The organism is Actinoplanes palleronii, from assembly GCF_016862315.1.
Lineage (GTDB): Bacteria > Actinomycetota > Actinomycetes > Mycobacteriales > Micromonosporaceae > Actinoplanes > Actinoplanes palleronii.
Genome location: NZ_BOMS01000094.1, coordinates 60990 through 83285, shown reverse-complemented (window position 1 = coordinate 83285; position 22296 = coordinate 60990). Strand labels below are relative to the sequence as shown.

General features: G+C 71.6%; 20 protein-coding genes. 11 read left to right on the top strand and 9 right to left on the bottom strand.

The features are described 5' to 3' along the window. Positions 1-17: 17 nt before the first annotated feature. Positions 18-578 carry a hypothetical protein gene (locus Apa02nite_RS30550; protein WP_203828107.1) on the bottom strand — a complete coding sequence of 187 codons (561 nt, stop codon included), beginning with the start codon at positions 576-578 and terminating at the stop codon, positions 18-20. Positions 579-708: 130 nt separating this feature from the next. Here Apa02nite_RS30550 and Apa02nite_RS30545 point away from each other — a divergent pair, with 130 nt between their 5' ends. From Apa02nite_RS30545 to Apa02nite_RS30525, 5 genes are all read left to right on the top strand, one after another. Next, positions 709-1566, top strand: coding sequence for a helix-turn-helix domain-containing protein (locus Apa02nite_RS30545; protein WP_203828106.1), 858 nt, complete (start codon positions 709-711; stop codon positions 1564-1566). Between the two features lie 19 nt (positions 1567-1585). Next, on the top strand, positions 1586-2365 hold the full coding sequence (locus Apa02nite_RS30540) for a class I SAM-dependent methyltransferase (protein WP_203828105.1): 780 nt from the start codon (positions 1586-1588) through the stop codon (positions 2363-2365). A gap of 27 nt (positions 2366-2392) precedes the next feature. Then, the gene (locus Apa02nite_RS30535; protein WP_203828104.1) at positions 2393-2773 is read left to right on the top strand and encodes a TIGR03668 family PPOX class F420-dependent oxidoreductase; all 381 of its coding nucleotides are present in this window, start codon (positions 2393-2395) and stop codon (positions 2771-2773) included. Positions 2774-3010: 237 nt separating this feature from the next. After that, positions 3011-3196 (top strand): hypothetical protein, encoded by a 186-nt coding sequence (locus tag Apa02nite_RS30530; protein WP_203828103.1) that lies wholly within the window; start codon positions 3011-3013, stop codon positions 3194-3196. Positions 3197-3319: 123 nt separating this feature from the next. Further along, positions 3320-3970, top strand: a complete 651-nt coding sequence (locus Apa02nite_RS30525) for a hypothetical protein (RefSeq protein ID WP_203828102.1) — start codon at positions 3320-3322, stop codon at positions 3968-3970. 196 nt (positions 3971-4166) lie between these two features. On the opposite strand, the gene Apa02nite_RS30520 is transcribed toward Apa02nite_RS30525, so the two are convergent. Continuing rightward, positions 4167-5582 carry an NAD(P)/FAD-dependent oxidoreductase gene (locus Apa02nite_RS30520; RefSeq protein WP_203828101.1) on the bottom strand — a complete coding sequence of 472 codons (1416 nt, stop codon included), beginning with the start codon at positions 5580-5582 and terminating at the stop codon, positions 4167-4169. A gap of 76 nt (positions 5583-5658) precedes the next feature. On the opposite strand from Apa02nite_RS30520, the gene Apa02nite_RS30515 reads away from it, so the two are divergent. Then, the gene (locus tag Apa02nite_RS30515) at positions 5659-6399 is read left to right on the top strand and encodes a TetR/AcrR family transcriptional regulator (RefSeq protein ID WP_203828100.1); all 741 of its coding nucleotides are present in this window, start codon (positions 5659-5661) and stop codon (positions 6397-6399) included. Here the strand turns inward: Apa02nite_RS30515 and Apa02nite_RS30510 are convergent. Beyond that, a complete protein-coding gene (locus Apa02nite_RS30510) occupies positions 6386-7738 on the bottom strand; it encodes a permease prefix domain 1-containing protein (RefSeq protein WP_203828099.1) in 1353 nt (450 codons plus the stop codon). The genes Apa02nite_RS30515 and Apa02nite_RS30510 overlap by 14 nt on opposite strands. After that, complete coding sequence (locus tag Apa02nite_RS30505; RefSeq protein WP_067708737.1) at positions 7735-8091, bottom strand: PadR family transcriptional regulator; 357 nt, start codon at positions 8089-8091, stop codon at positions 7735-7737. The genes Apa02nite_RS30510 and Apa02nite_RS30505 overlap by 4 nt, the downstream gene beginning before the upstream one ends. A 92-nt stretch (positions 8092-8183) precedes the next feature. Here Apa02nite_RS30505 and Apa02nite_RS30500 point away from each other — a divergent pair, with 92 nt between their 5' ends. Further along, on the top strand, positions 8184-8651 hold the full coding sequence (locus Apa02nite_RS30500; RefSeq protein WP_203828098.1) for an SRPBCC family protein: 468 nt from the start codon (positions 8184-8186) through the stop codon (positions 8649-8651). 51 nt (positions 8652-8702) lie between these two features. Here the strand turns inward: Apa02nite_RS30500 and Apa02nite_RS30495 are convergent, their stop codons facing one another. Beyond that, the gene (locus Apa02nite_RS30495) at positions 8703-10394 is read right to left on the bottom strand and encodes an alpha/beta hydrolase (protein WP_203828097.1); all 1692 of its coding nucleotides are present in this window, start codon (positions 10392-10394) and stop codon (positions 8703-8705) included. A gap of 298 nt (positions 10395-10692) precedes the next feature. Between Apa02nite_RS30495 and Apa02nite_RS30490 the strand changes: the two genes are divergently transcribed. Continuing rightward, the gene (locus tag Apa02nite_RS30490) at positions 10693-12012 is read left to right on the top strand and encodes a hypothetical protein (protein ID WP_203828096.1); all 1320 of its coding nucleotides are present in this window, start codon (positions 10693-10695) and stop codon (positions 12010-12012) included. Positions 12013-12126: 114 nt separating this feature from the next. Here Apa02nite_RS30490 and Apa02nite_RS30485 read toward each other — a convergent pair whose 3' ends face one another. Genes Apa02nite_RS30485 through Apa02nite_RS30475 form a run of 3 tightly spaced genes read right to left on the bottom strand, consistent with a single transcriptional unit; the run spans position 12127 to position 15886 of the window. Then, positions 12127-12729: a hypothetical protein gene (locus Apa02nite_RS30485; protein WP_067708726.1), complete on the bottom strand. Its 603-nt coding sequence runs from the start codon at positions 12727-12729 to the stop codon at positions 12127-12129. After that, on the bottom strand, positions 12729-13610 hold the full coding sequence (locus Apa02nite_RS30480) for an ATP-binding cassette domain-containing protein (RefSeq protein ID WP_203828095.1): 882 nt from the start codon (positions 13608-13610) through the stop codon (positions 12729-12731). Before Apa02nite_RS30480 ends, Apa02nite_RS30485 begins: the two co-directional genes overlap by 1 nt. Positions 13611-13657: 47 nt before the next feature. Next, positions 13658-15886 (bottom strand): putative bifunctional diguanylate cyclase/phosphodiesterase, encoded by a 2229-nt coding sequence (locus Apa02nite_RS30475; RefSeq protein WP_239164677.1) that lies wholly within the window; start codon positions 15884-15886, stop codon positions 13658-13660. Positions 15887-16058: 172 nt separating this feature from the next. On the opposite strand from Apa02nite_RS30475, the gene Apa02nite_RS30470 reads away from it, so the two are divergent. The 3 genes from Apa02nite_RS30470 to Apa02nite_RS30460 all read left to right on the top strand — a co-directional run bounded on the left by Apa02nite_RS30470 (position 16059) and on the right by Apa02nite_RS30460 (position 20912). Continuing rightward, a complete protein-coding gene (locus Apa02nite_RS30470) occupies positions 16059-17507 on the top strand; it encodes a GGDEF domain-containing protein (protein WP_203828093.1) in 1449 nt (482 codons plus the stop codon). 45 nt (positions 17508-17552) lie between these two features. Further along, positions 17553-19478 carry a helix-turn-helix domain-containing protein gene (locus tag Apa02nite_RS30465; RefSeq protein ID WP_203828092.1) on the top strand — a complete coding sequence of 642 codons (1926 nt, stop codon included), beginning with the start codon at positions 17553-17555 and terminating at the stop codon, positions 19476-19478. Between the two features lie 96 nt (positions 19479-19574). Then, the gene (locus Apa02nite_RS30460) at positions 19575-20912 is read left to right on the top strand and encodes an MFS transporter (protein ID WP_203828091.1); all 1338 of its coding nucleotides are present in this window, start codon (positions 19575-19577) and stop codon (positions 20910-20912) included. Between the two features lie 53 nt (positions 20913-20965). On the opposite strand, the gene Apa02nite_RS30455 is transcribed toward Apa02nite_RS30460, so the two are convergent. Beyond that, positions 20966-22156 (bottom strand): S8 family peptidase, encoded by a 1191-nt coding sequence (locus Apa02nite_RS30455; RefSeq protein WP_203828090.1) that lies wholly within the window; start codon positions 22154-22156, stop codon positions 20966-20968. Between the last annotated feature and the right edge of the window lie 140 nt (positions 22157-22296).

The window sequence follows — 22296 nt, the reverse complement described above, 5'->3', positions numbered from 1 at the left end:
GGGGCGGGGCCCGGCGGTCACGCCGTACGCCGGGCCTGGAACCCGGACCACAAGCGACGTCCGCTCTCGATGAAATCCGGTAGCGGGATCTCCGCGCCACCGGCGCGGGTGATCCGCAGGGTGTCGAACCACACCCGCAGGTCCAGGTGCCGCGGCGGATCGGTGTCGTCGCCCTCCTGGAACAGGTCGAGCACGTGCCGGCCCGGCTCGCGGCGCAGCGAGACGTCCAGGCTGAGCCGCTCCTTCCAGGTCAGCCAGTCGCGCTCCGGCGGGTCGATGAACTCCCAGCCGTGCACCGGCCCGCCGCCGAACCCGCGGACCACGCCGCCGAGATCGTCCAGCGCGAACGTCTCCACCGGCGCCGACGCGTCACCCCACCGGCCGTGCCGCAGCGACGCGACCACCCGGCTGACCCCGTCCAGCACCAGCCCGACCGGGGTGCACCCGGACGGCAACGACAGCACGTCGAACGCGACCTCGACCCGTCGTGCCGCCGGTTCGACGGCTATCCCGACCCAGTCCGACTCGTTCAGTGCCACACCGATACCGCGACGCTGTTCCTCACTCAACCCCACCACGCCGACCAAGCTACGACCCGGTTACCAGCGGTGAAGCTCACATCCGGCTTTTCCCATGGTTTTCCGAGGTGACGCTCCCTGGGAGCGACAGGGCCAGGCACCTCGCCGCCGGCCGGATTACCGTCGGGGGATGACCGACGCGCCGAACGCGCTGGGCGCCTACCTGCGGGCACGGCGCGAGCTGATCACCCCGGAGTCCGCCGGCCTGACCGCTTCCGGGCAACGGCGGGTCGCCGGCCTGCGCCGCGAGGAGGTCGCGCTGCTCGCCGGGATCAGCGCGGACTACTACCTGCGCCTCGAGCAGGGCCGTGACCGGCACCCGTCGGTGCAGGTCCTCGAGTCGCTGGCCCGGGTGCTGCGGCTCGACGAGGCCGCCGCCGACTACCTGCTGAGCCTCGCCGCCGAACGCCCCGGCCGGGCCCGCCGCCGCCCGCGCCGCGAGACCGTCCCGGCGGGCATCCGCAAACTGCTCGCCACGCTGCCGCTGCCGGCCTTCGCCGAGGGCCGCTACTTCGACGTCCTCGCGGTGAACCCGCTGGCCACCGCGCTGTCGCCGCTGCTGGTGCCGGGGCGCAACCGGCTGCGGGACGTGTTCCTCGACCCGGCCGAGCAGGCGCTCTACCCGGGGTGGGAGACCGCCAGCCGCCGCCTGGTCGCCGGCTTCCGGCAGTCGGTCGGCGCCGACACCGGCGACCCCCGGCTGATCGAGCTGGTCGGCGAACTCTCCCTGGCCAGTGACCGATTCCGGCAGCTGTGGGCCCGTCACGACGTGCAGACCCGCGAAGGCGCCGCGGTCACGTTGCAGCACCCGCAGGTCGGCGCGCTCACCCTGAACCGGGAAAAACTCGCGATCGGCGGCACCCAGGGTCAGCTCCTGGTGATCTATCACCCGGACGCCGGCACCGACGCCGCCGAGAAACTCCAGCTCCTGGCGTCCCTTTCAAAAACCACTTTTTCGTACGATGCAGCCGGGCTGACAATGACGTGACCGTCGGGGGAGGAGTCACGTGGCCGTGTTCGACCAGCGTGCCGCCAGCTATGACAAGCAGGCGTGGCACGTGCGGTATGCCGAGCGCCTCGTCGAGCTGGCCGCACCGGCGGCCGGCATGCGGGTCCTGGACGCGGCGACCGGCACCGGGCTGGCCGCGATCGCCGCCGCCCGCGCGGTCGGCCCGTCCGGCCACGTGACCGGCGTCGACATCTCGTCCGGCATGCTCGCCCGAGCCCAGCAGTCGATCACGGCCCCGAATGTCGACCTGCTCCTGGCGGACGCCAGTGATCTGCCGCGGTTCGGCGACGGCTCGTTCGACCTGGTGCTCTGCTCGGCGGGGCTGCTCTACATGCCGGTCCGCACCGCGCTGGAGGAGTGGCTGCGCCTGCTCGTCCCGAACGGCCTCGTCGCCTTCTCCACGATGCGCGCCGGGTTCCCGGTCGCGGCACGGCTCTTCCGCGAGCTGGCGGCCCGCTACGGCCTCACCCTGACCGATCCGGCCCTGCCACTGGGCAGCCCCGCGCGGTGCCGGTCGGCGCTGACCGCGGCCGGCTTCACCCCGGTCGAGGAGGTGGTCGAGACGATCCGCTTCTCCCCGGCCGACCTGGACCAGGCCTGGGAGGCACACACCCGCGGCCCGCACCACGCCGCCATGACCCTGCTGACCCCGGACCAGGTCGACGAGTTCCGCACCACCTACACCACCGCCCTGGCCGCCCTGGTCCGCTCCGACCCGGACACCACCCTCGCCCCCGAGGTGATCTATGCCCTCGCCCGCCGCCCGATCACCCGCTGAGCTTGCCCTGCACTGGATGGAGCGCGGATGACGCCGGCTGAGCGGTTCGGCACGGCTCGGGTGGCGCGGCTCGCGACGGTGGGCGCGGACGGTGCGCCGCACCTGGTGCCGATCGTGTTCGCCCTGGTGGGCGACGTGATCCACACTGCGGTGGACGGGAAGCCGAAGCGCCATCGCCGGCTGCAGCGACTCGCCAACATCGCCCGTGAGCCACGGGTGAGCGTCCTCGCCGATCAGTATGCCGACGACTGGTCCCAGCTCTGGTGGGTGCGCGCCGACGGCCACGCCGAGATCACCGACACCGCCGAGCCGGCCCTGCTGGCCCGCTACCCGCAGTACACGACCGAGCCCCCACCGGGCCCGTTCCTCCGCATCCACGTCACCGCCTGGACCGCCTGGCACGCCTGACGACCTGAAGCACGCCGTCACTCGGTGGCGTGATTTGTCAGGCGCGACCGTGACCGGTTGGCGACCTCGATCGTTACTGCGGACGGAAGTAGCCGAAACCGCTTCGGGTCTGCCGCCGGGAAAGGCCGCCAAAGTCAAAATCCCGGCGGCAGACCCGCAGAAGGGGCAGAGGCGGACCGGGGTCTTCACGGTGACTTCAGCATGTTCAGCAGCGCCAGAGATGGCAGGTGAGGTGCGGTGCAGCCGGCTCAACGGGAACTCGTGGAACGCGCCCTGTCACCAGAACGACTGGGGCCCTACCGGCGGACCTGTGACGACGACCTGGCTGCCGCCGTGGCGTTGTACCAGTGGAACGCCGAAATCTCCGCAGCCCTGGTCACCACGATCGGCCACGTCGAGGTGCTGCTCGCTGCCCGCCCCTGAACGCGCCGCCCCCCCCGCGGCGTACGAAATGGGGTTTTGGGGGTTTGGTGGGGGGACGCTCCTGGGTCTGGTGGCACGGTTCGGGCCTCGCGTGTCGGGGGGTGGCGGGGCTTGGATGGCCGGATGGTTCAGGTGCGGGTGGGTGCGGATGACTATCGGGAGTTCCGGGCGGCGGCGGGGCGGGCCGGGGTCGATGTGGAGCAGTGGCTGGCAGGGGCGGGGCGGGAGAAGGCTCGGGCCACCGCGACTGATCTGGACGGGATCTGGCAGGACGTGTGCGCGGAGCTGGACAACCCGGTGCTGCTGGAGGCGCGGGTGCTGAGCAGTCTCCGGGCGACCCGGCCGCTGGCGATCGTGGAGGGGGTGCTGCTGCTGGAGGCGCCGGATCGGCACGCGCGGGACCTGGTGGAGATCCGGTTGCGGGTGGCGGTCGAGAAGGTGCTGAGCCGGCGGCTGCGGTGCCCGGTGCAGGTCGCGATCACGGTGGCCGGGGCGGTGGAGGGCTTCTCCCGGGCCGCGACATCCGCGGCGGTGACGTCTGCGGCCGCGACGTCGGCGCCGGTGGATGCGGCGGTGACGCCGGTAACGGCTACATCGGCGGCGATGGATGCGATCGTGGCGGCGACGTCGGCGGCCGTGGATGCGGCTACAGCGGCGGCGGCGCGGCAGCGGCCGGATCTGACCGCGGCGTATGCGGAGCTCATCGCGCAGCCGGACGTGGCCCGGCGGCTCGCCGAGGTGCTGGTCGCGGCGGGTCAGCTCCGGCCGAGCTGACCTGGCGGCGGGGCCGGGCGCGGGAGCGGTGGGGTGCTCAGGGGTGCGTCCGCGTAGCGGAGGCACCCCTGAGGGCCAGCCGGGGCCGGGAGGCGCGTCGCGGTCCGGAGTGGTGGCGGTGTCGCGCGAGACCACCGCGGGACGCGGCTTGTCGCCTGCGGACGGGCGCTCCGTATTCGTACCGTAAAAAATGCGGTCAGGAGTCGAACGAATAGCCCATGAGGTTGGCGGTTTTGAGGATGAATCCGTCGCGGCCGCCGTTGCGGTCGGAACGGGCGATGGCGCGGCGGATGAATTGCACCGCGGGGTAGGCGATGGGTTCCGGCGGAATCGGCAGCGGGCGTTTCGTGGCCATGCGCAGACGGGTCAGCGGGGTGTCGGCGCCGGCCAGCAGGTCGAGCATCACCGCGCCGGCGAAGCGGGTGGCCGCGACGCCCAGACCGGTGAAGCCGCTGCTGTAGGCGACCTTGCCGCCCATCGCGGCGCCCTGAAAAGCGGCCAGCTGCGTGGACATGTCGATCATGCCGCCCCAGGCGTGGGTGAAGCGGATGTCGCCGAGCTGCGGGAACGTGCGCAGGAAGTGGTCGGCCAGGCGGGCGAACGTCTCCGGGCGCTGATCGAATTCGGGCCGGATGCCGCCGCCGCGGTGGTAGACGGCGTCGTATCCGCCCCAGAGGATCCGGTTGTCGGCGGTCTTGCGGTAGTAGTGGAACTGCCGCGAGCAGTCGCCGATGCCGAACCGGCCGTGCCAGCCGATCTCGTCCAGCTGCGCCGGGGTGAGCGGCTCGGTCATCAGCACGTAGTCGTAGATCGGGATGGTCAGCATCCGGTTGCGGCGCAGCAGCGACGGGAAACCGTTCGTGGCCAGCACGACCTGCCGGGCGCGGACGGTGCCCATGCCGGTGGTGGCGCGGACCGTGCGGCCGCGGTCGGCGAGCCGGGTCACCGGGGTGTGCTCGAAGATCCGGACGCCCAGCTTGCGGCAGGCGTCCTTGAGGCCCCAGGCCAGCTTCGCCGGGTGGACCAGGGCGGCACCGGTCTCCCGGAGACTCCCGGCGCGGTAGAGCGGCGAGCGGACCAGGGCGGTCAGCTCGTCCCGGTCGTAGAAGCGGCCGCCGTCGGCGTGCAGCTCCTCGATCTGGTGCAGCTCGGTGGCGACCGAGAGTGATCCGTGCTCTTCGAACTCGGCGTCGATGCCGTGCCTGGTCAGCGAGTCGCGGAACGCGGCGAAGTTCTCCTCGGCGAGCCCGGAGAGCACTTTCAGATCGTCGGCGAAGTAGCGTGCGCCGTTCTCCGGCCCGTGCGTCAGGCTCGCCTCGACGAACCCGCCGTTGCGACCGCTGGCCGCCCAGCCGATCTCCTCGCCCTCGACCAGGACGACGTCGCGGCTCGGATCCTGCTCCTTGGCCTGCAACGCGGTCCACAACCCGCAGTAACCGCCGCCAATGATCAGCAGGTCGGTTTCGATGGCGCCGATGAGTGCGGGCAGCGGGGCGGGGCGACCGGGATCCTCGAGCCAGAACGGGGTCCGGGCCGCATCAGCGAGCGACGCACGGATGCGCTTCTCGTCGGTCCGGATGTCTAGGTCGTAGGCCGGTGTGTCCGCCTGCATGCTGATCCTCCCTGGTCAGAGCCATAGGAAACAGCAGGGTTATGCTTAGGTCAATGCGTTGACATAAGGAGTTTTCATGGCACGGGTGGGTTCCGAGCGGGTCCGGCGACGGCCGACCCGGGCCGGCGTGGTGCTGGATCCAGAGATGATCATCGATACGGCGCTGCGGCTGATCGAGGCGCCGGGCGGCAACGCGCTCACTGTCCGCCGTCTCGGCGTCGAGCTGGGCGCGGACCCGTCGGCGATCTACCGGTACTTCCGGGACCTCGACGCGCTGCTGCTCGCGATCGCGGATCGGCTGATCGGCGACTCGCTGGCCGGTTTCGAGGCGGGGCCGGACTGGCTGGTCTCGCTGCGGGAGCTGGGTGAGCGAGTTCACCGTTCGATGCTGAAGCACCCGCGGCTGGTGCAACTGCGGTCGACGCGGTTCACGGCCGGGCCCAATGAATTGCGGGCGGACGATATCGGCATCGGTTTGCTGCTCAGTGCGGGATTTGCCGGATCGGATGCCGTGCGGCATTTCCGAGACTTCATCGATACCGCTTTGGCATTGGCGACGATGGATGCGGCGGAATTGACGCCGAGTCAGCAGCAGACGGAGGACCGGGCGCTGGCGGCCGCTTATGCGTCGCTGCCGGCGGAGGAGTATCCGCATTTGGCGGCGGTGCGCGGAGATCTGCCGCAGGTGACGGCGTCGGCGTTCCCCGGGGTGCTGGACAAGCTGATCGACGCGCTGTCGCGGGCGGCTCCCGGTGCGGGGCCGCGGCCGGCGGATGGAGATGCCGAACGCGGCCCGGCGCCCGCTATCGGAAGCTGAACAGCGGCGGCAGGATCAGCACGACCGCCCACAGCCACACCGCATAGACCGGCAGGTAGGCCGTCTGCCACCGCTCCACCGCCGGGAAACCGCCCCGCCGCTGGGTGAATCGCAGCAACAGCCACGCCGCCCAGGCCAGGTTCGCCAGCAGCACGATGTTCTCGCCGAGCGCCGCTACGTTGTTCGGCGTCGTCCCGTACTCCGCGATGCGGCCGGTCATCGTGATCAGGACCACCGCGTCGATGGCGAGCGCGCTCACCACCAGCACCAATTGCAGCACGTCGAACATCCCGCGGGGCGCCTGCGGATCCCGGGCCGAGATCGAGTAGAGCAGCAGCGCCAGCACCACCGCGAGCAGCAGGTCGAACAGCACCAGCGTCTCCCGGTTGACGTCGATGCCGTGGCCGTTCACGCCGATGGTGACCAGGAAGGCCAGCAACGCCACCGCGAACAGCGGCGTGAACAGCCGGGTGAGCACCGGCGCGATGTTCTCGATGACACCCTGTTTCGCCTCGACCAGCCAGCCGGCGACGACCATCGCGGCCACCCCGCCGCACGGGGTCAGCCAGGCCCAGATGAACTGGTCGGGTTCGACGCCGATGGCCTCGAACGTGCCGTACAGGAACGTGATCAGCACCCCGCCGCCGAGACCGATCAGGACCAGGTAGACGAACCACTCGCCGCTGAAGCGGATGAAGTCCATCCGCCGCCGGGACGAGCGCAGGTTGTCGGAGGCGTAGGCGAGGCCGACCACGAGCCACAGGGCGAGCGGCAGGTGGCTGGCGGTGAGGGCGACCGACTGGGAGTCGTCGTCGACCGGGTAGGCGTTCGCCGCTACCGCGCCGAGGACGAACAACCCCAGGAGTACGGCGTACACGCGGATACCGGGCCGGCGCTTCCAGGCCAGGAAGGCCGCCAGCCAGGGGAGTGCGAACAGGGCGAAGTTGGTGGCGTAGAACATGCCGTCGCCGTCGTACCGTTGGCCGAACAGCTCGGGGATCTTGATGGAGACCGCGGCGCCGGCCGCGCAGATCAGCATGGCGATCAGGTCCCGCCCGGATCGGGCCTTGCGCGGATCGTCGCCGGTGAACATCAACTGTTTCCACAGCCGCTCGGAGTGTTCCCGGGCGAATTCGCGGGACAGCTCGTCCAGCCCGCCCATCCGTTTCACCGCGATCAGGAACGCCTCGTCGGAGCGCAGGCCCAGGGCGATCAGCCCGTCGACCGAGTCGCGCAGGTGGTCCTCGAGTTCGTCGGCGTCGGAGGCGACCAGTTCCGGGCGGCGGTGGACGTACTCGCGCCACTGGGTGAACTGGGCTTCCAGGGCAACCTCGGTCATGCGGTGCCTCCCAGCGGGATGAAGCCGACGTGCGGCCAGACCTGTTTGAGCGCGTCGACGACCGTCTCCCACTGGCGGCGGTGCTCGGTCAGCTCGGCCAGACCCTGCTTGGTGATCCGGTAGTACTTGCGCCGGCGCTCACCGGGGACGGTCTGCCAGCTCGACTCGACGTGGCCGAGGTTCTCCAGGCGGTGCAGCAGCGGGTAGAGGAATCCCTCGGTCCAGTCCAGCTCGCCGCCGGACAACTCGCTGATCCGCCGCAGGATGGCGTAGCCGTAACTCTCACTTTCGGCGAGGATGCCGAGCACGATGGGGGTGGCCGACGCGGCCACGAGATCCTTGGTCACCCGCACGGGCGCCTCCCTTCTATACCTAGAACTGCGAGGCATAGTAGATCTAGGTGTCGAGCGACCGCAACGGCACTCTTGAGCACAGGAGCTTTCGCATGACCCAGTTCGTCGTCACGCAGCAGGTCCGGGCGCCCGCCGCCACGGTCTGGGCCGTCCTGGTGGACTGGCCCCGTCACGGTGACTGGGCGCCGCTGACCAGCGTGCGGGTCACCTCCGCGGATGCCACGGGCGTGGGTGCCGCGTTCGTGGCCAGGACCGGCATCGGCCCGCTGGCCTTCGACGACCCGATGACGGTGACCCGGTGGCATCCGCCGAGCGGGGACGAGCCGGGTCGCTGCGAGATCGTCAAACGGGGCCGGGTGGTTCTCGGCACCGCCTGGTTCTCGGTCGTCCCGCTGCCCGGCGACCGGTGCCGGGTCGACTGGGGTGAGGACGTGACCGTGACGCCGCACCGGCTCACCCGGTTCGCCGGGCCGCTGTTGTCGCTGGCCGGCCGGATCGGCTTCGGCGCGACGCTGCGGGCGATGGCCCGGGAGGCCGAGAAGCAGGCCGGGCGGGCATGACGAGCGGCAGGCGCCGGCGGAACTCCGCCGACGCCTGCCGGGTGCCCGGGGTCAGGGCCAGAGGTACGGCGTCTTCACCGGCTTGGGCTCGCGCGGCTGCTTCACCGGGTGTGCCCGGAACTGCTCGGTGTGCAGGCCGAACGACCGGTCCAGCTTCGGCATCCAGTACGCGTCGTCGTGCCGCCCGGCGCCGAGCTGGTAGTCGTGCCGGACCCCCTTCGCCGCGAGGGCCGTGCTCATCTGCTGCGCGGCCACCCCGAACCGGTAGTCGTCGGAGTCCCCGCCGTCGAGGTAGTACCGGTGCTCGTTCAGCTGGGCCGCGGTCATCCCGGCGACCAGGGTGAGCGGGCGCAACCCGGCGTTGGCGGCCTGCTCGGTGGCCGTGCCGACCAGCGGCGGCAGGCTCAGCGCGCCCATGTGGCTGGCGATCGAGCTGAACACCGCCGGGTTCTTCAGCCCGAGGGTGAACGCGCCCTGCCCGCCCATCGAGACGCCGCTGATCCCACGGTGGTCGCGGTCGGCGATCGTCCGGTACGACCGGTCGACCAGCGGCACGATCTCGTCGACGATCATCGTGCGGTAGTTGCCGGCCGACGTGTCGACGTACCAGCCGCTGCCACCGTCCGGGAACACCACGATCGACTCTTCCAGGCCGTTCGCCGTGACCAGCTTGTCGAGCACGGTGCCGATGTCGCGGGCCTCCCACTCGATGTTGCTGCCGTTGAAGCCGTTGAGCATGTAGACCACCGGGAACCGCTTGGCGCTGGTGCGGGTGTAGCCCTTCGGCAGGTACACGTTGAACTGGGTCCGGCGGCCCATCGCCGCGGAGACGTAGTCGTCGCGGAAGAAGCGCGCGTGGTCACCCAGCTCCAGGTCCTTGCGCGGGTCGAGGTAGAGCAGCTCCCGGGTCGCCGGTGAGCCGGTCCAGGTGCGGATAGTGTCCACCACGAGCCGGCCCTGCGCGTCGACGAACACCTCGGCCTGCGTGTCGGTCAGCGTCACCTTGCCGGCCTTCCGCAGCTCCCGCAGGTCGGCGAGACGCCGGTCGGCGGTGTCGCCCTGGTGGAAGAACCCGGGTGCCAGGGTCGCGGCGTACCCGCGGAGATCGCCGGTGGCGACCGCGCGGTGCTGCTGGTTCAGCACGGCGCACGCGTGTGCCAGCTGGGCGCGGGTCGCCGCGGTGCCGGTGGCGCCGGACAGCGCGCGCAGCCGGGCCTTGGAGAACAACCCGATCGGACCCTGGTAGAAGCCGCCGCCACCGGTGCCGTCGTAGACCCGGACGGCGAGCACGTTGGTGGCGCCCCAGCGGAGCAGGCCGTCGGCCGGGTAGTACTCGCGCGGCACCTCCCAGGTGGAGTCGAAGTTCGGCGGGAACCCGCCGGTGTGCCCGATCTCCTGACCGTTGAGGAAGGCCTGGTCGGCGTCGTCGATCTTGCCGAGCGCGGCGACCACTGCCGCGTCGGTGATCCCGGCGGGCCGCTCCGGCAGGGTGAACGTCTTGCGGTACCAGGCGAACCCGTCGTACGAGGACAGGTCGGCCTGGGCGCCCCAGTTGTCCGGGACGCTCCAGTCCCGCCAGGTGGTGTCGGCGAAGGACGGGTCGGACCAGGCGGGGTCGTCGCCGGTGCTGAACTTCCAGCCGGCGCCGGCCAGATCAACGCCGAAATCGACCGAGCCGGTGGTGGCGCAGGAGGTGTCGGCGCGCGGTGAAGTCCCTGCTGAAGCCGATGTGGGAACGTTCACAGACGCCAGCGTCAAGAGTAGGGTGCCGAGCAGAGCGGTGCCCGCGTGGCGGAAGCGGCGAGTAGTCGGTGACATCGAGCCTCTCCTAGAGGTCAAGTTCACAAGTTCACACAAGAAACATGCTGGACGCACATTCGCAACATTGACGAACGATGTCAATGGGGATGGTCAACATCGATAGTGGTGTTGGAAAGTGTTCGATATCCGGACGGGTGTACGAGACATTGATGGACGGTCGTACACTGCCAACCGCGACGCCGGGGGAGTGTCGCGTTGCCCCGAACGGAGATCTGTGCGCATGAAGCGCCTCCTGGCCGGCGTATTCGCCGGTGTCACCGCCCTGACCCTGACCGTCGGGTGCGCCAAGCAGCTCCAGCAGCTCGAACCGAAGCTGGAGATCAAGAAAGCAGCCGAGGCCCTGGGTGCGACCGGTACGTCCGGTTTCACGCTCAAGGCGGGCGGCAGCGTCGACGACGTGATCGCGCTGGCGAAGAAGGACTCCGGCACCGGTGAGGACGCCTTCACCGACGAGGACGCCGACATGCTGCGCAAGCTGTTCAACTCGTCGATCACCATCGCCTGGGACAAGGCGGGTGACGGCACCGCCGACGACAAGGCCCTGATCAACGCGACCGTCGACGGGGTCACCGGCCTCGAGATCCGGGTGGTCGACGGGGTCACCTACGTGAAGGCGCCGATCACCGAGCTGGCCGCGAAGTTCGGCGCGCCGCAGGCCGAGATCGAATCGATGCGCAAGGACGTCGGCTCCGAGATCCCGGGTGTGGTCACCCTGATCGACGGCGGCTGGGTCTCGGTCGCCGCGGACGACCTGAAGAAGCTCACCGAGGGCACCGTCGGCGTCGCGCCGAGTATCGCGCCGAGCACCGACCCGGCGCAGAGCGAGAAGCTCGCCGCCGAGCTGAAGACCAGCGCGGAGGCCCTGATCGAGGGCGCCGAGGTGGTCCGTGACGACAAGGACAAGACCCACCTGACCGTCACCACCACCACGGTCAAGGCGTTCGAGCAGGGCAAGCGCCTGATCGAGTCGCTGAAGACGATCGCCGGCGCACCGGCCGGCGAGACGTTGGACAAGGCGCTCGGCGACGAGCTGGACAAGCCGCCGGCGGACAAGCCGATCGTCATGGACCTGTGGGTCGACAACGGCGTGTTCAAGGCTTTCGAGATCAACCTGCTGCAGTTCGTCGACGGCAACACCGGCCGGGCGAGCCTGCGGGTCGAGCTGGCCGGCGGCGCGGCGATCGCCGCGCCCACCGACGCCAAGAAGCTCGACGTCAGCAAGATCTTCGAGTCGTTCGCCGGTGACGCCGCAGTCGGAAGCGACCTGGGCGGCTCCGACGACCTGGGCGGCCTCGGTGGCGGCGACGCCAAGACCTGGGCCGAGCTGGTCGGCACGCAGTCGGTGCTGATGGCGCTGAGCGACGGCGGCAAGCCGGCCTCGCACCTCAAGGAGGCCGCCAAGAACATGGCGATGCCCGGCATCACCGTCAAGGTGGTCCGCTCCGGCGTCGCCGAGGTCACCTCGGGCCGCAGCGTGGCCTGTGTGACCGTGCCGTCCAGCACCTCGGGCAAGTCCAAGGTCGTCGCGCACGCCTGCTGACGTCCGTTCCACCACGAGAAGCCCGGCCCGCTGAGAAGCGGACCGGGCTTCTTGCTACCCGAAAGGGGACCCCTCGGCGCCCCCGAAAAGAGGCTTCTTGCTGCCGGGAAGGCGTCAGTCGCCGCTGAGGTCGCGGCGCAGGGCGACGGCCGCGACGGCGAGCGCCGCCACCGCCCAGACCAGGAAGATCTCGATGCCGAACGCGTCGCCGCGCGAGGCGTCCAGGTAGGACGTCATCGGCAGCGGGTACTTGAACTGCCCGGCGACACCCTCGACGATCACGAACCAGACGCCGAATCCGCTCAGCAACCAGACCGACCGGCGCACCACGGCCGCCAGGGCGGCACCGAAAACCGCCATGATCGGTACGGCGACGAGCGCGTGGTAATACGTCCAGGTGCCCCACTTGGACACCACGGTGACCCCGCTGACCGCGGCCACCAGCCAGGAGATCACCACGGTCGTGACGACCTGGGCCAGCAGCACGGTGAACCGCTGCGGGCGGGCCAGGTACAGCAGCGCGGCGGTGCGGTGCTGGAAGTGCTGGGTGACCGTCATGACCGAGATGCCGAACGCGCCGATCCCGGCGAACAGCGCCCACCAGTCGGCGTCGACCACCCCGGCCGCCGCCGTCACCGCCCCGAACAGGGCGATCGACACCCAGCTGGAGCGGATCGTCGCCATCCGGTAGAGCTCACTACGGACCAGGGTGAGCATCAGGCGGCCGCCAGTTCCAGGAAGATCTGTTCGAGGCTCGGGGCGTCGGTGCTCAATTCGTACACCGGAACTCCCGCGTGGAAAGCGGCCTCGCCGGCCTCCTCGGCGGTGAGACCGGCGACCTCCAGCGTCGGGGTGTGCTCGTCGGCGGTGACCTTGCCGCCGGCGTCCTCGAACGCCCGCCACAGCCGCACCGGGTCGCGGCCGCGCACCCGCAGCCGCACGCCGTCCGCGCCGGCCAGGTCGGTCAGCGGTGTCGCGCGCCGGACCTGCCCGTTCGCGACGATCACCACGTCGTCGATGAGCTGGGCCAGCTCGGCCAGCAGGTGACTGGAGATCAGCACGGTGCCGCCCGCGTCGGCGTGCCCGCGCAGCAGCCACCGCAGCCAGGCGATGCCCTCCGGGTCGAGCCCGTTGGCCGGTTCGTCGAGGACCAGCACCTGCGGTTCGCCGAGCAGCGCCGTGGCGACCGCGAGCCGCTGCCGCATGCCGAGTGAGTAGTCGCCGGTGCGCCGGTGCCCGGCATCGGCCAGGCCGACCGCGTCGAGCAGCTGATCGACCCGGGCCCGGCTCGCGCCGGCCAGCATCGCCTGGCCGATCAGGTGTGCCCGCCCGCTCTGCCCGGGATGGCTGATGCCCTGCTCGAGGACCGCGCCGACCTGCCGCAACGGGGTGCTGAGCTCGGCGTACGGTTTTCCGTTGATCAGCGCGGCGCCGGAGGTCGGCCGGCTCAGCCCGAGCAGCATCCGCAGCGTGGTGGTCTTGCCGGACCCGTTCAGGCCGAGGAAGCCGGTGACCCGGCCCGGCCGCGCGGTGAAGGAGAGCCCGTCCACCGCCCGCACCGACCGGTACGTCTTGGTCAGCTCGATGGTCTCGATCATGACCGGGGACTATCCCACAACGCGGGTGTGCTCGATGCCCCGCGCGATCAGCCCACGGTCGTCAGCAGGGAGGCGTCGATGTCGGCGGCCGGCATCGGGCGGGCGAAGTGGAAGCCCTGCGCGTAGCGGTAGCCCAGCACGTAGAGGCGGTCGGCCTGGTTCTGGGTCTCGACACCCTCGGCCACCGCGCGCAGCCCGAGCGTGGCGGCGATCCCGCTCAGCGACGCCGCGATGGCCTCCTGCTGCGGGCTGCCGTTCAGCTCGTCGATGAACGACTTGTCGACCTTGAGGGTGGTGACCGGGCAGGTGCGCAGCAGGGTGAGCGACGAGTGCCCGGTGCCGAAGTCGTCCAGGGCGATGCCGACGCCGAGGTCGCGCAGCGCGTGCACGGTGTTCAGAGCGGTGCCGCCGGCGAACACCGCGGTCTCGGTGATCTCCAGGGTGACCTGGTCCGGGTCCAGGCCGTGCCGCACCAGGGTGGCCGCGACCAGGTCGGGCAGGTCCGGGTCGAGCAGCTGGCGGGCCGAGACGTTGACGCTGATCAGCGGCGCGGACGCACCATGACGGCGCTGCCACTCGGCCGCGTCGGCGCAGGCGGTGTCCAGGATCCAGGCGCCCAGGTCGACGATCAGGCCGTTCTGCTCGGCGACCGGGATGAACTCGGCCGGCGAGACCGGCTTCCCGCCGTCCGGATGCCAGCGGACCAGGGCCTCGACCGCGCGCATGGTGCCCAGCGGCAGCTCCACGATCGGCTGGTAGAGCAGCCGGAACTCGCCGCGCTCCAGGCCGTGGCGCAGGGCCGCGGCGACGTCGGCGTGATGCTGCGCGGACGCGTCCAGGTCCGGCGTGTGCGCCTGATGGCGGTTGGTCCCGACCCGCTGCGCGGCTTGCAGTGCCAGTTCGGCCCGGCGCAACAGATCGGGTACGACGTCGTCCCGCCCGGCCGCCGCCCCCACCGTGACGGTGACCAGCAGGTCGTGCTCGTCCACCGGCAGCGGCTCCTGGAACGCCAGCAACAGCGCCACCGCGAGCCGGTCACCGTCGGCGAGCGGATGCCCGGCCGGCAGCAGCACGCCGAACTCGTCGCCGAGCAGCCTGGCGACCAGCGCCGCGTCGCCGACCGTGCCGGCGATCCGCTCGGCGGCCTGGCGCAGGATCTCGTCGCCGGTGTCGTCGCCGAGCCGGTCGTTGAGCGCGGTGAAGTCGTCCAGGTCGCAGACCGCGACCGTGGCGGCCGCGGTGCGCTGGTGCAGGGCGTCGGTGAAGTGCCGCCGGTTCGGGCAGCCGGTCAGGTCGTCGTAGCGGGCCTGGTCGGCGAGCCGGTCGGCGAGCATGCTGTTGTCGCTGAGCGCGGCGTGCTGGCGGATCAGCACCAGCACGATCAGGCAGACCGCGCCGGCGGCGAGACCGGCCGGCAGATGGCCGTGCTGCAGCGTGACGACCAGCATCATGATCGCGGTCCCGGCGACCGACACGTACGGGATACGGCTGATTCCCCGGCCGCGCACGTCCCCGCGCCGGCCCACCCGGGCGACCGGCCCGGACACCGCGCCGGACAGGTTCGCGCCGGTCTGCGCCCACGCGGCCAGGGCCATCAGCAACGCGAACGGGGGGAGCACGGTCACGGTGCCGCCGAGGTGCGGCCACCGCTGGAACGCCGACACGAGCAGGATCGACAGCGGGCCGAGCAGACCGACCGGGCTCAGGAACCACAGCGCCCGCGCGAGCACCGGGCCGGTGCCGCTGATCCCCACCTTGACCACGGCGACCACCGCGGCGCACGCGGTGGCCAGCACGATGACCCGCAGCGCGGTGGCCGCCGGGCCGTCCTTCATCGGGACCGGGATCGTCATCACCACCTGCAGCATCACCAGGCCGGAGGCGACACCGACGATGGCGATGTCCAGCCACATCGCCACGGTCGCCCGCCTGGTGCGCTGGTGCCCGGGCAGGCGCAGCAGAGCAAGCACGGCACAACCGATCGCCGCGAAGTACAGCAGGCCGGTGAGCGGGCTCATGGCCAGCGCCTCGCCCGGCTGCCGCAGCGTGTCGAAGCACTGGCTGGTGCACCCGGTGGCGAGCAGCGCGACCGCGGCTGCCAGCCGGAGCCAGTACGTGCGGCTGGCGCCGCTCCCGGTGCCCGCGGCCAGGAGGCATCCCACACCCGAGGTGACGATCGCGCCGACCGTGATCGGCCAGAGCACCCAGGCCGGCAGCGGCACCAGGACACCGAGGATGCCGACCAGCACCGCGACCAGCAGCCACCCGCCGGTCACGGCGACGAGCAAACCGGCCACACGGGCGGGTCGGGGCGGAAGTCGCATCAGGCGGGCTGGTCCTCTCGGCGGCGGTCCTCACCGACACCATCGGCAGGTCCGGCCGCGGGAAAAGGGGAAACCGACCGGTGCCGGGCTCAATCCGTACGGCGTCCTGCCGATGGGAGGGTCCGTGCGAACAGCGGCGTGGAAACGAACCCTGGTGGCCGGTGCGGTCACCACGGCCGGCTACGCCGTGCTGCCCGCGAGCGGGCCCTGGCGGGCGATCCTGTACGGGATCAGCGCGTTCACCTGTGTGGCCCTGGTCGTGGTGGCCACCCGCCGGTACCGGCCGCAGCACCCGTCGACCTGGTACGCGATCGCGGCCGGCTCCGCGCTGTGGGTGCTCAGCTCGCTGATCCTGCGGGTGACCGGCGCCGACCCGTGGTCGCTGGTGGCCGGCCTGCTCTCGGCGGCCGGCTATCCGCTGCTGGGCTGGACCCTGGTCGGCATGATCCGCGGGCGGGCCCGGGCCGACGGCCGTACCGTGCTGATCGACGCCGGGATCCTCGGCGCCGGCCTGGCGCTGCTCTACTGGACGTTCGTGATCGGTGACACGCTCACCGACGGCACCGTCGACGGCGGCGACCAGCTGCTGGCCTCGCTCTTCGCGGTCGGTGACATCAGCGTCATCGTGCTGGTGTCGCTGCTGGTGACCACGCCGGGCGCGCGGACGAGCAGCTACCGGCTGATCCTCGGCGCGCTGACCCTGACCGGTGTCTCGGACATCCTGGTGATGGCCGCGCCCAGCGGCGAGCTGTACCAGGGCGGGCCGGCCGACCTGGCCCTGGTGCTGTCCAGCTTCGTGATCGCCGCGGCCGCGCTGCACCCGTCGATGCGGCGGCTCACCGTGCCGCTGGACCGGCCGCCGGCGTTCGTCCGGCCGCGGCTGGCGTTGCTCGCCGTCGCCATCCTGCTGGCGCCGACGGTGAGCCTCTACCAGGGCGCGACCGGCACGATCAGCCGCGACTGGCTGGCCACCGGGCTGTGCTCGATCGTGCTGTTCGTGCTGGTCACGCTGCGGATGGTCGGGCTGGTCGCGCGGGTGGAGAGCCAGGCCCGCACGCTGTCGGTGCTGGTCAACAAGGATCCGCTGACCGGGCTGGCGAACCGGCGCCGCTGGGACGAACGGCTGGACGCGGCGCTCGCGCACGGCACGCTGACCGGCGACCCGCTGATCGTCGCGCTGTTCGACCTCGACCACTTCAAGCGGTACAACGACACGTACGGCCACCCGGCCGGCGACGAGCTGCTCAAGGACGCGGCGGTCGCCTGGCGGACCGGGCTGCGCCGCGACGACGTGCTGGCCCGCTACGGCGGCGAGGAGTTCTGCCTGCTGCTCACCGGCTACTCCGAGCCGGAGGCGCGGGTGGTGGTGGAGCGGCTGCTGGCGGTCACGCCGTACGGGCAGACGTTCTCGGCCGGGCTGGCCCGCTGGGACGGCACACAGAGCGCCGCCGAGCTGCTGGAGAAGGCCGACCAGCTGATGTACGCCAGCAAGAGCGCCGGCCGGGCCCGGGTCACCAGCGACTTCGTCCCCGCTGTGTCCGGCACCCATACTGCTCTCGCTCGGCATGGCTGACGCGCACATGTGACGGCGGCCACCCCGGCTCGTAGGGTGTCGGCCATGAACACGCCGGCCGGTGAACTCGCCTACCTGGACCTGCTCGCCCGCGAGGCCGCCCTGGTGGAGTTCGAACGGCCGGTGATTGCCGCCCGGGCGGCCGGCCTCCCGGCCACCGGGCTCGACGAGGTGGAGCGGGCGAAACTGCTCGCCCTGCGGGTGCGCGCGCTGCTGGAACGCCGTCGCCGGCGCGAGGAGGAGCTGTCGGCCCTCTACGACACGGCCGGTGACCTGGCCGGGCTGCGCGACGTCGACGCGGTGCTGCGGGCCATCGTGCACCGGGTGCGGACCCTGCTCAACGTGGACGTCTCGTACATGACGCTCAACGATGCCGAGCGCGGCGACACGTACATGCGGATCACCGACGGGTCGGTGGCGGCCAGCTTCCAGCGGCTGCGGCTGGCACCCGGCGCCGGGCTGGGCGGGCTGGTCGCGCAGACCGGCACGCCGTACGCGACCGCGAACTACCCGACCGACGCGCGGTTCGCGCACACCACCGACATCGACATGGGTGTCGGCGACGAGGGCCTGGTGGCGATCCTCGGCGTACCGATGCGGCTGGGCTCCACGGTGATCGGCGTGCTGTTCGCGGCGAACCGTGCCGAGCGGCCGTTCGCCCGGGAGGAGGTGGCCCTGCTGCTGTCGCTGGCCGCGCACGCCGCGGTCGCGCTGGACACCGCCCGGCTGCTCAGCGAGACGCAGACCGCGCTGGCCGAGCTGTCCGCCGCGAACGCGACGATCCAGGCGCACAGCGCGTCGGTGGAGCGCGCCGCGGCGGCCCACGACCGGATGACCGCGGTGGTGCTGCGCGGCGGCGGGGTCGACGACGTCGCGGCGGACCTGGTCGACGTGCTGCCCGGTGCGCTGCTGGTGATCGACGCGCAGGGCCGGGTGCTGGCCACCGCCCGGACGCCGGGCTGCGACGTGCCGCTGCCGGAGACCGGGGAGACCGCGGTGGACGAGGCGGTGGCGGCGTCGCGCGGGGAGGGGCGCAGCGTCCGCCGGAACGACCTGATCATCGCGGCGGTCGTCGCCGGCGCGGACAACCTGGGCGCGGTGCTGTTCCGGCCGGCCCGGCCCCTGGCCGCCGCCGACCAGCGGATCCTGGAACGGGCTGCCCAGGTCACCGCGTTGCTGCTGCTGTTCCGCCGCACGGTCGCGGCGGCCGAGGCGCAGGTCCGCGGCGAGCTGCTGGACGACCTGATCAGCCGCCCGGTCCGGGACCCGGAGGCGGTCCGGGACCGCGCCGCCCGGCTCGGCCTGGACCTGGACGCGCCCTACGTGATCGTGGCAGCCGGCGACGAGACCGGCGACGGCCTGCGGCAACGCGCCGTCTCCTGGGCACGCACGTTCGTCGCCAACCGGCGCGGGCTGGCGATGAGCCGGGACGGCCGGGTCACGCTGCTGCTGCCCGGCGAGGATCCGGCCGGCACCGCGCGGCTGGTCGCCCGGGAGCTCAGCCGCGCGCTGGCCCGGCCGGTCACCGCGGGCGGCGCCGGTCCGGGCCGGGGCGCCGCCGGGGTCGCGACCGCGCACCGCGAGGCCGAGCAGTGCCTGAGCGCGCTGGTCACGCTGGGCCGGGCCGGGTCCGGCGCGGGCACGGCCGAGCTGGGGTACGTCGGCCTGCTGCTCGGCGAGCGCCGCGACGTGACCGGTTTCGTGCACGGCGTGCTGGGTCCGGTCCTCGACTACGACGAGCGCCGGGGCACCGCCCTGATCACCACACTGGACGCCTACTTCGATCAGGGCGGTGGCCTGGCCAGGGCGGCCGAGGCGCTGCACGTGCACGTCAACACGGTGACCCAGCGCCTGGACCGGGTGGCCCAGCTGCTCGGCGACGACTGGCAGCACCCCCGCCGGGTGCTGGACCTGCAGCTGGCCCTGCGCCTGCACCGGCTGCGCGCCACCGTGGCCGCCGACCACACCTAGAACCAGTTCGATGTGTCGATCCGATCCATGGGTTTCCCGGGGTGCCCGGACGTAGCGTCCCGTTACCTACGTCACACCTTTTGAGAAAGGACGCACATGTCGACCACCGCACGTGCCCCGATCGTCAAGGTCGTCTTCGCCTCCCTGGTCGGCACCGCCGTGGAGTGGTACGACTTCTTCCTCTACGGCTCCGCCGCCGCCCTGGTCTTCGGCACCCTGTTCTTCCCCAAGTCCGACCCGGTCACCGGCACCCTGCTGGCGTTCGGCACGTACGCGCTGGGTTTTGTGGCCCGGCCGCTCGGCGGGGTGATCTTCGGGCACTTCGGTGACCGGGTCGGCCGCAAGAAGATGCTGGTCGTCTCGCTGATGCTGATGGGCGCCGCGACCGTCGCCATCGGACTGCTGCCCACCTACGCCTCGGTCGGCGTCGCCGCCCCGATCCTGCTGCTGCTCTGCCGGCTGCTGCAGGGTTTCGCGGTCGGCGGCGAGTGGGGCGGCGCGGTGCTGATGGCCGCCGAGCACGGCGACGACGCGCGCCGCGGGTTCTGGTCGTCGTGGCCGCAGGCCGGGGTCGCGCTCGGCAACCTGCTGGCCACCGGGGTGCTCTGGCTGCTCGCCCTGGTCCAGCCGGACGAGGCGTTCAACGCCTGGGGCTGGCGGATCCCGTTCCTGCTCAGCGCGGTGCTGGTGCTGGTCGGGCTGTGGGTGCGGCTGAGCATCGAGGAGTCCCCGCTGTTCCAGCAGGCGCGCGCCGCGCTGACCACCCGGGACCACCAGCCGCTGCTCGAGGTGATCCGCCGCTATCCGCGGGAGATCCTGCTCGCGATGGGCATGCGGCTGGCCGAGAACATCGCGTACTACCTGGTCACCGTCATCTCGATCACGTATCTGACGACGTTCGCGGGCACCGCCGCGGACAAGGGGAAGATCCTCACGGCGTTGCTGATCGGCTCGGCCGTGCAGTTCGTGCTGATCCCGGTCTTCGGGGCGGTCTCCGACCGGGTCGGGCGGCGGCCGTTGTATCTCGCGGGCGCGATCGGGATCGCGCTCTGGTCGTACGTCTTCTTCGGTCTTGTGGGTAGTCGGTCCGAACCGAAGATCATCCTTGCGGTGGTCGTCGGCCTGATGTTGCACGCTCTGATGTACGCGCCGCAGGCGGCGTTCTTCGCGGAGCTCTTCGGCACGTCGGTGCGCTACACCGGCGCGTCGGTCGGCTACCAGCTGGCCTCGATCCTGGCCGGCGCGCTCGCCCCGATCATCGCGCTGACCCTGCTCGGCGACGTGACGAACCCGAACACGACAGCGGTGGCCATCTACATGACGGTCGCCTCGGTGCTGACCGTGATCGCGGTCCTGGCCTCGAAGGAGACGGCCCGCACGTCGCTCGAGCACGACCGGGTGCTCGAGGCGCACGACGAGGTCCTGCAGAAATAGCACGCTGCCCGGCGCCGGGTGGTCCCGGCGCCGGGCATCTTTACGGTACGAGGTCAGCTCGACAGCGAGCCGGTGTAGAGCAGACGGTTCGGCGAGCCGGAGCCGGGGCTGGTGACCACCCCGGTGGTGGCGGCGTTGACGATCGCGGTGTTGACCGTCGCCACCGTGGCGCCCGGGTGGGCGGTCAGGTAGAGCGCGGCCGCGCCCGCCACGTGCGGCGACGAGAACGAGGTGCCGCTGCCGGTGTACGTCGCGGAGTCGCTGGTGCGCCACGCCGAGGTGATCGAGACGCCGGGGGCGAACAGGTCCAGCACCGCGCCGTAGTTGGACCAGGACGCCTTCGCGTCGGTGTTGCTGGTCGCGCCGACGGTCAGCGCCTCGGTGACCCGCGCCGGTGAGCTGGTGCTCGCGTTGACGCCGGAGTTGCCGGCCGCGATGGCGTACGGGATCCCGGCCGTGATCGAGCGGCGGACCGCGGCGTCGAGTGTGGTGCTGGTGCCGCCGCCCAGGCTCAGGTTCGCCACCGAACGTCCGACGGTGGCGTGCGCGGTCACCCAGTCGATGCCGGCGATCACCCCGGCCGTGGTGCCCGATCCGTTGTTGTCCAGCACCCGGACGCCGACCACGTTCGCGCTCTTGGCCACGCCGTACGTGCTGCCGGCCGCGACCCCCGAGACGAACGTGCCGTGCCCGTTGCCGTCCTGCGCGACGCTGTCGCCGTCTACCGCGTCGTAGCCGTAGCTGGCCCGGCCGCCGAAGTCCTGGTGGGTGATCCGGATCCCGGTGTCGATCACGTAGACCGTGGTGCCGGTGCTCGGCCCGTACGTGTACGTCCCGCTCAGCGGCAGCGCCCGCTGGTCGATCCGGTCCAGGCCCCACGGCGCGGCGCTCTGGGTGTCCGCGATCCGTACCGTCTGGTCGGCCTCCACACGGGCCACCGACGGGTCGGCGGCGAGCCGGGCGGCCTGCCGGGCGGTCAGGTGCGCGCTGTAACCCTCGACGGCGTGGCCGAAGACCCGGGCGACCGAGCCGCCGTAGCGGGCCGACAGCCGGTCGGCGCGGGACTTGTCGGCCTGCACCCCGTCTGTGAAGGTGACCAGGTACGTGCCGTCGACCGCGGTGGCGCTGCCGGCGTGCAGGACGGTGCCGGTCGCCTCGGCGGCGTAGGCGGGCGCCGTCGCGACGATGGCGAGTGCGGTGCCGACGAGGACGGCGGCGGCGCGGGGGTGGCGTACGGAGCGCATGGGTTCCTCCCGATCTGCGGCGTCTGATTGGCGCCTGTGGATGAGGCTAGGAGGGAACCTTTGATTGACGATCAACGATTTATTAGCAGGTGTTCAGGACATTGATGCCGACTTGCGAACACCCGGTGCTGTGCAACCAG

Excerpts from the sequence above, each read along its gene's own strand:
- Apa02nite_RS30545 (WP_203828106.1), top strand. The coding sequence starts at position 709 with ATGACCGACGCGCCGAACGCGCTGGGCGCCTACCTGCGGGCACGGCGC.
- Apa02nite_RS30535 (WP_203828104.1), top strand. The coding sequence starts at position 2,393 with ATGACGCCGGCTGAGCGGTTCGGCACGGCTCGGGTGGCGCGGCTCGCG.
- Apa02nite_RS30525 (WP_203828102.1), top strand. The coding sequence starts at position 3,320 with ATGGTTCAGGTGCGGGTGGGTGCGGATGACTATCGGGAGTTCCGGGCG.
- Apa02nite_RS30520 (WP_203828101.1), bottom strand. The coding sequence starts at position 5,582 with ATGCAGGCGGACACACCGGCCTACGACCTAGACATCCGGACCGACGAG.
- Apa02nite_RS30515 (WP_203828100.1), top strand. The coding sequence starts at position 5,659 with ATGGCACGGGTGGGTTCCGAGCGGGTCCGGCGACGGCCGACCCGGGCC.
- Apa02nite_RS30510 (WP_203828099.1), bottom strand. The coding sequence starts at position 7,738 with ATGACCGAGGTTGCCCTGGAAGCCCAGTTCACCCAGTGGCGCGAGTAC.
- Apa02nite_RS30500 (WP_203828098.1), top strand. The coding sequence starts at position 8,184 with ATGACCCAGTTCGTCGTCACGCAGCAGGTCCGGGCGCCCGCCGCCACG.
- Apa02nite_RS30490 (WP_203828096.1), top strand. The coding sequence starts at position 10,693 with ATGAAGCGCCTCCTGGCCGGCGTATTCGCCGGTGTCACCGCCCTGACC.
- Apa02nite_RS30485 (WP_067708726.1), bottom strand. The coding sequence starts at position 12,729 with ATGCTCACCCTGGTCCGTAGTGAGCTCTACCGGATGGCGACGATCCGC.
- Apa02nite_RS30480 (WP_203828095.1), bottom strand. The coding sequence starts at position 13,610 with ATGATCGAGACCATCGAGCTGACCAAGACGTACCGGTCGGTGCGGGCG.
- Apa02nite_RS30465 (WP_203828092.1), top strand. The coding sequence starts at position 17,553 with ATGAACACGCCGGCCGGTGAACTCGCCTACCTGGACCTGCTCGCCCGC.
- Apa02nite_RS30460 (WP_203828091.1), top strand. The coding sequence starts at position 19,575 with ATGTCGACCACCGCACGTGCCCCGATCGTCAAGGTCGTCTTCGCCTCC.
- Apa02nite_RS30455 (WP_203828090.1), bottom strand. The coding sequence starts at position 22,156 with ATGCGCTCCGTACGCCACCCCCGCGCCGCCGCCGTCCTCGTCGGCACC.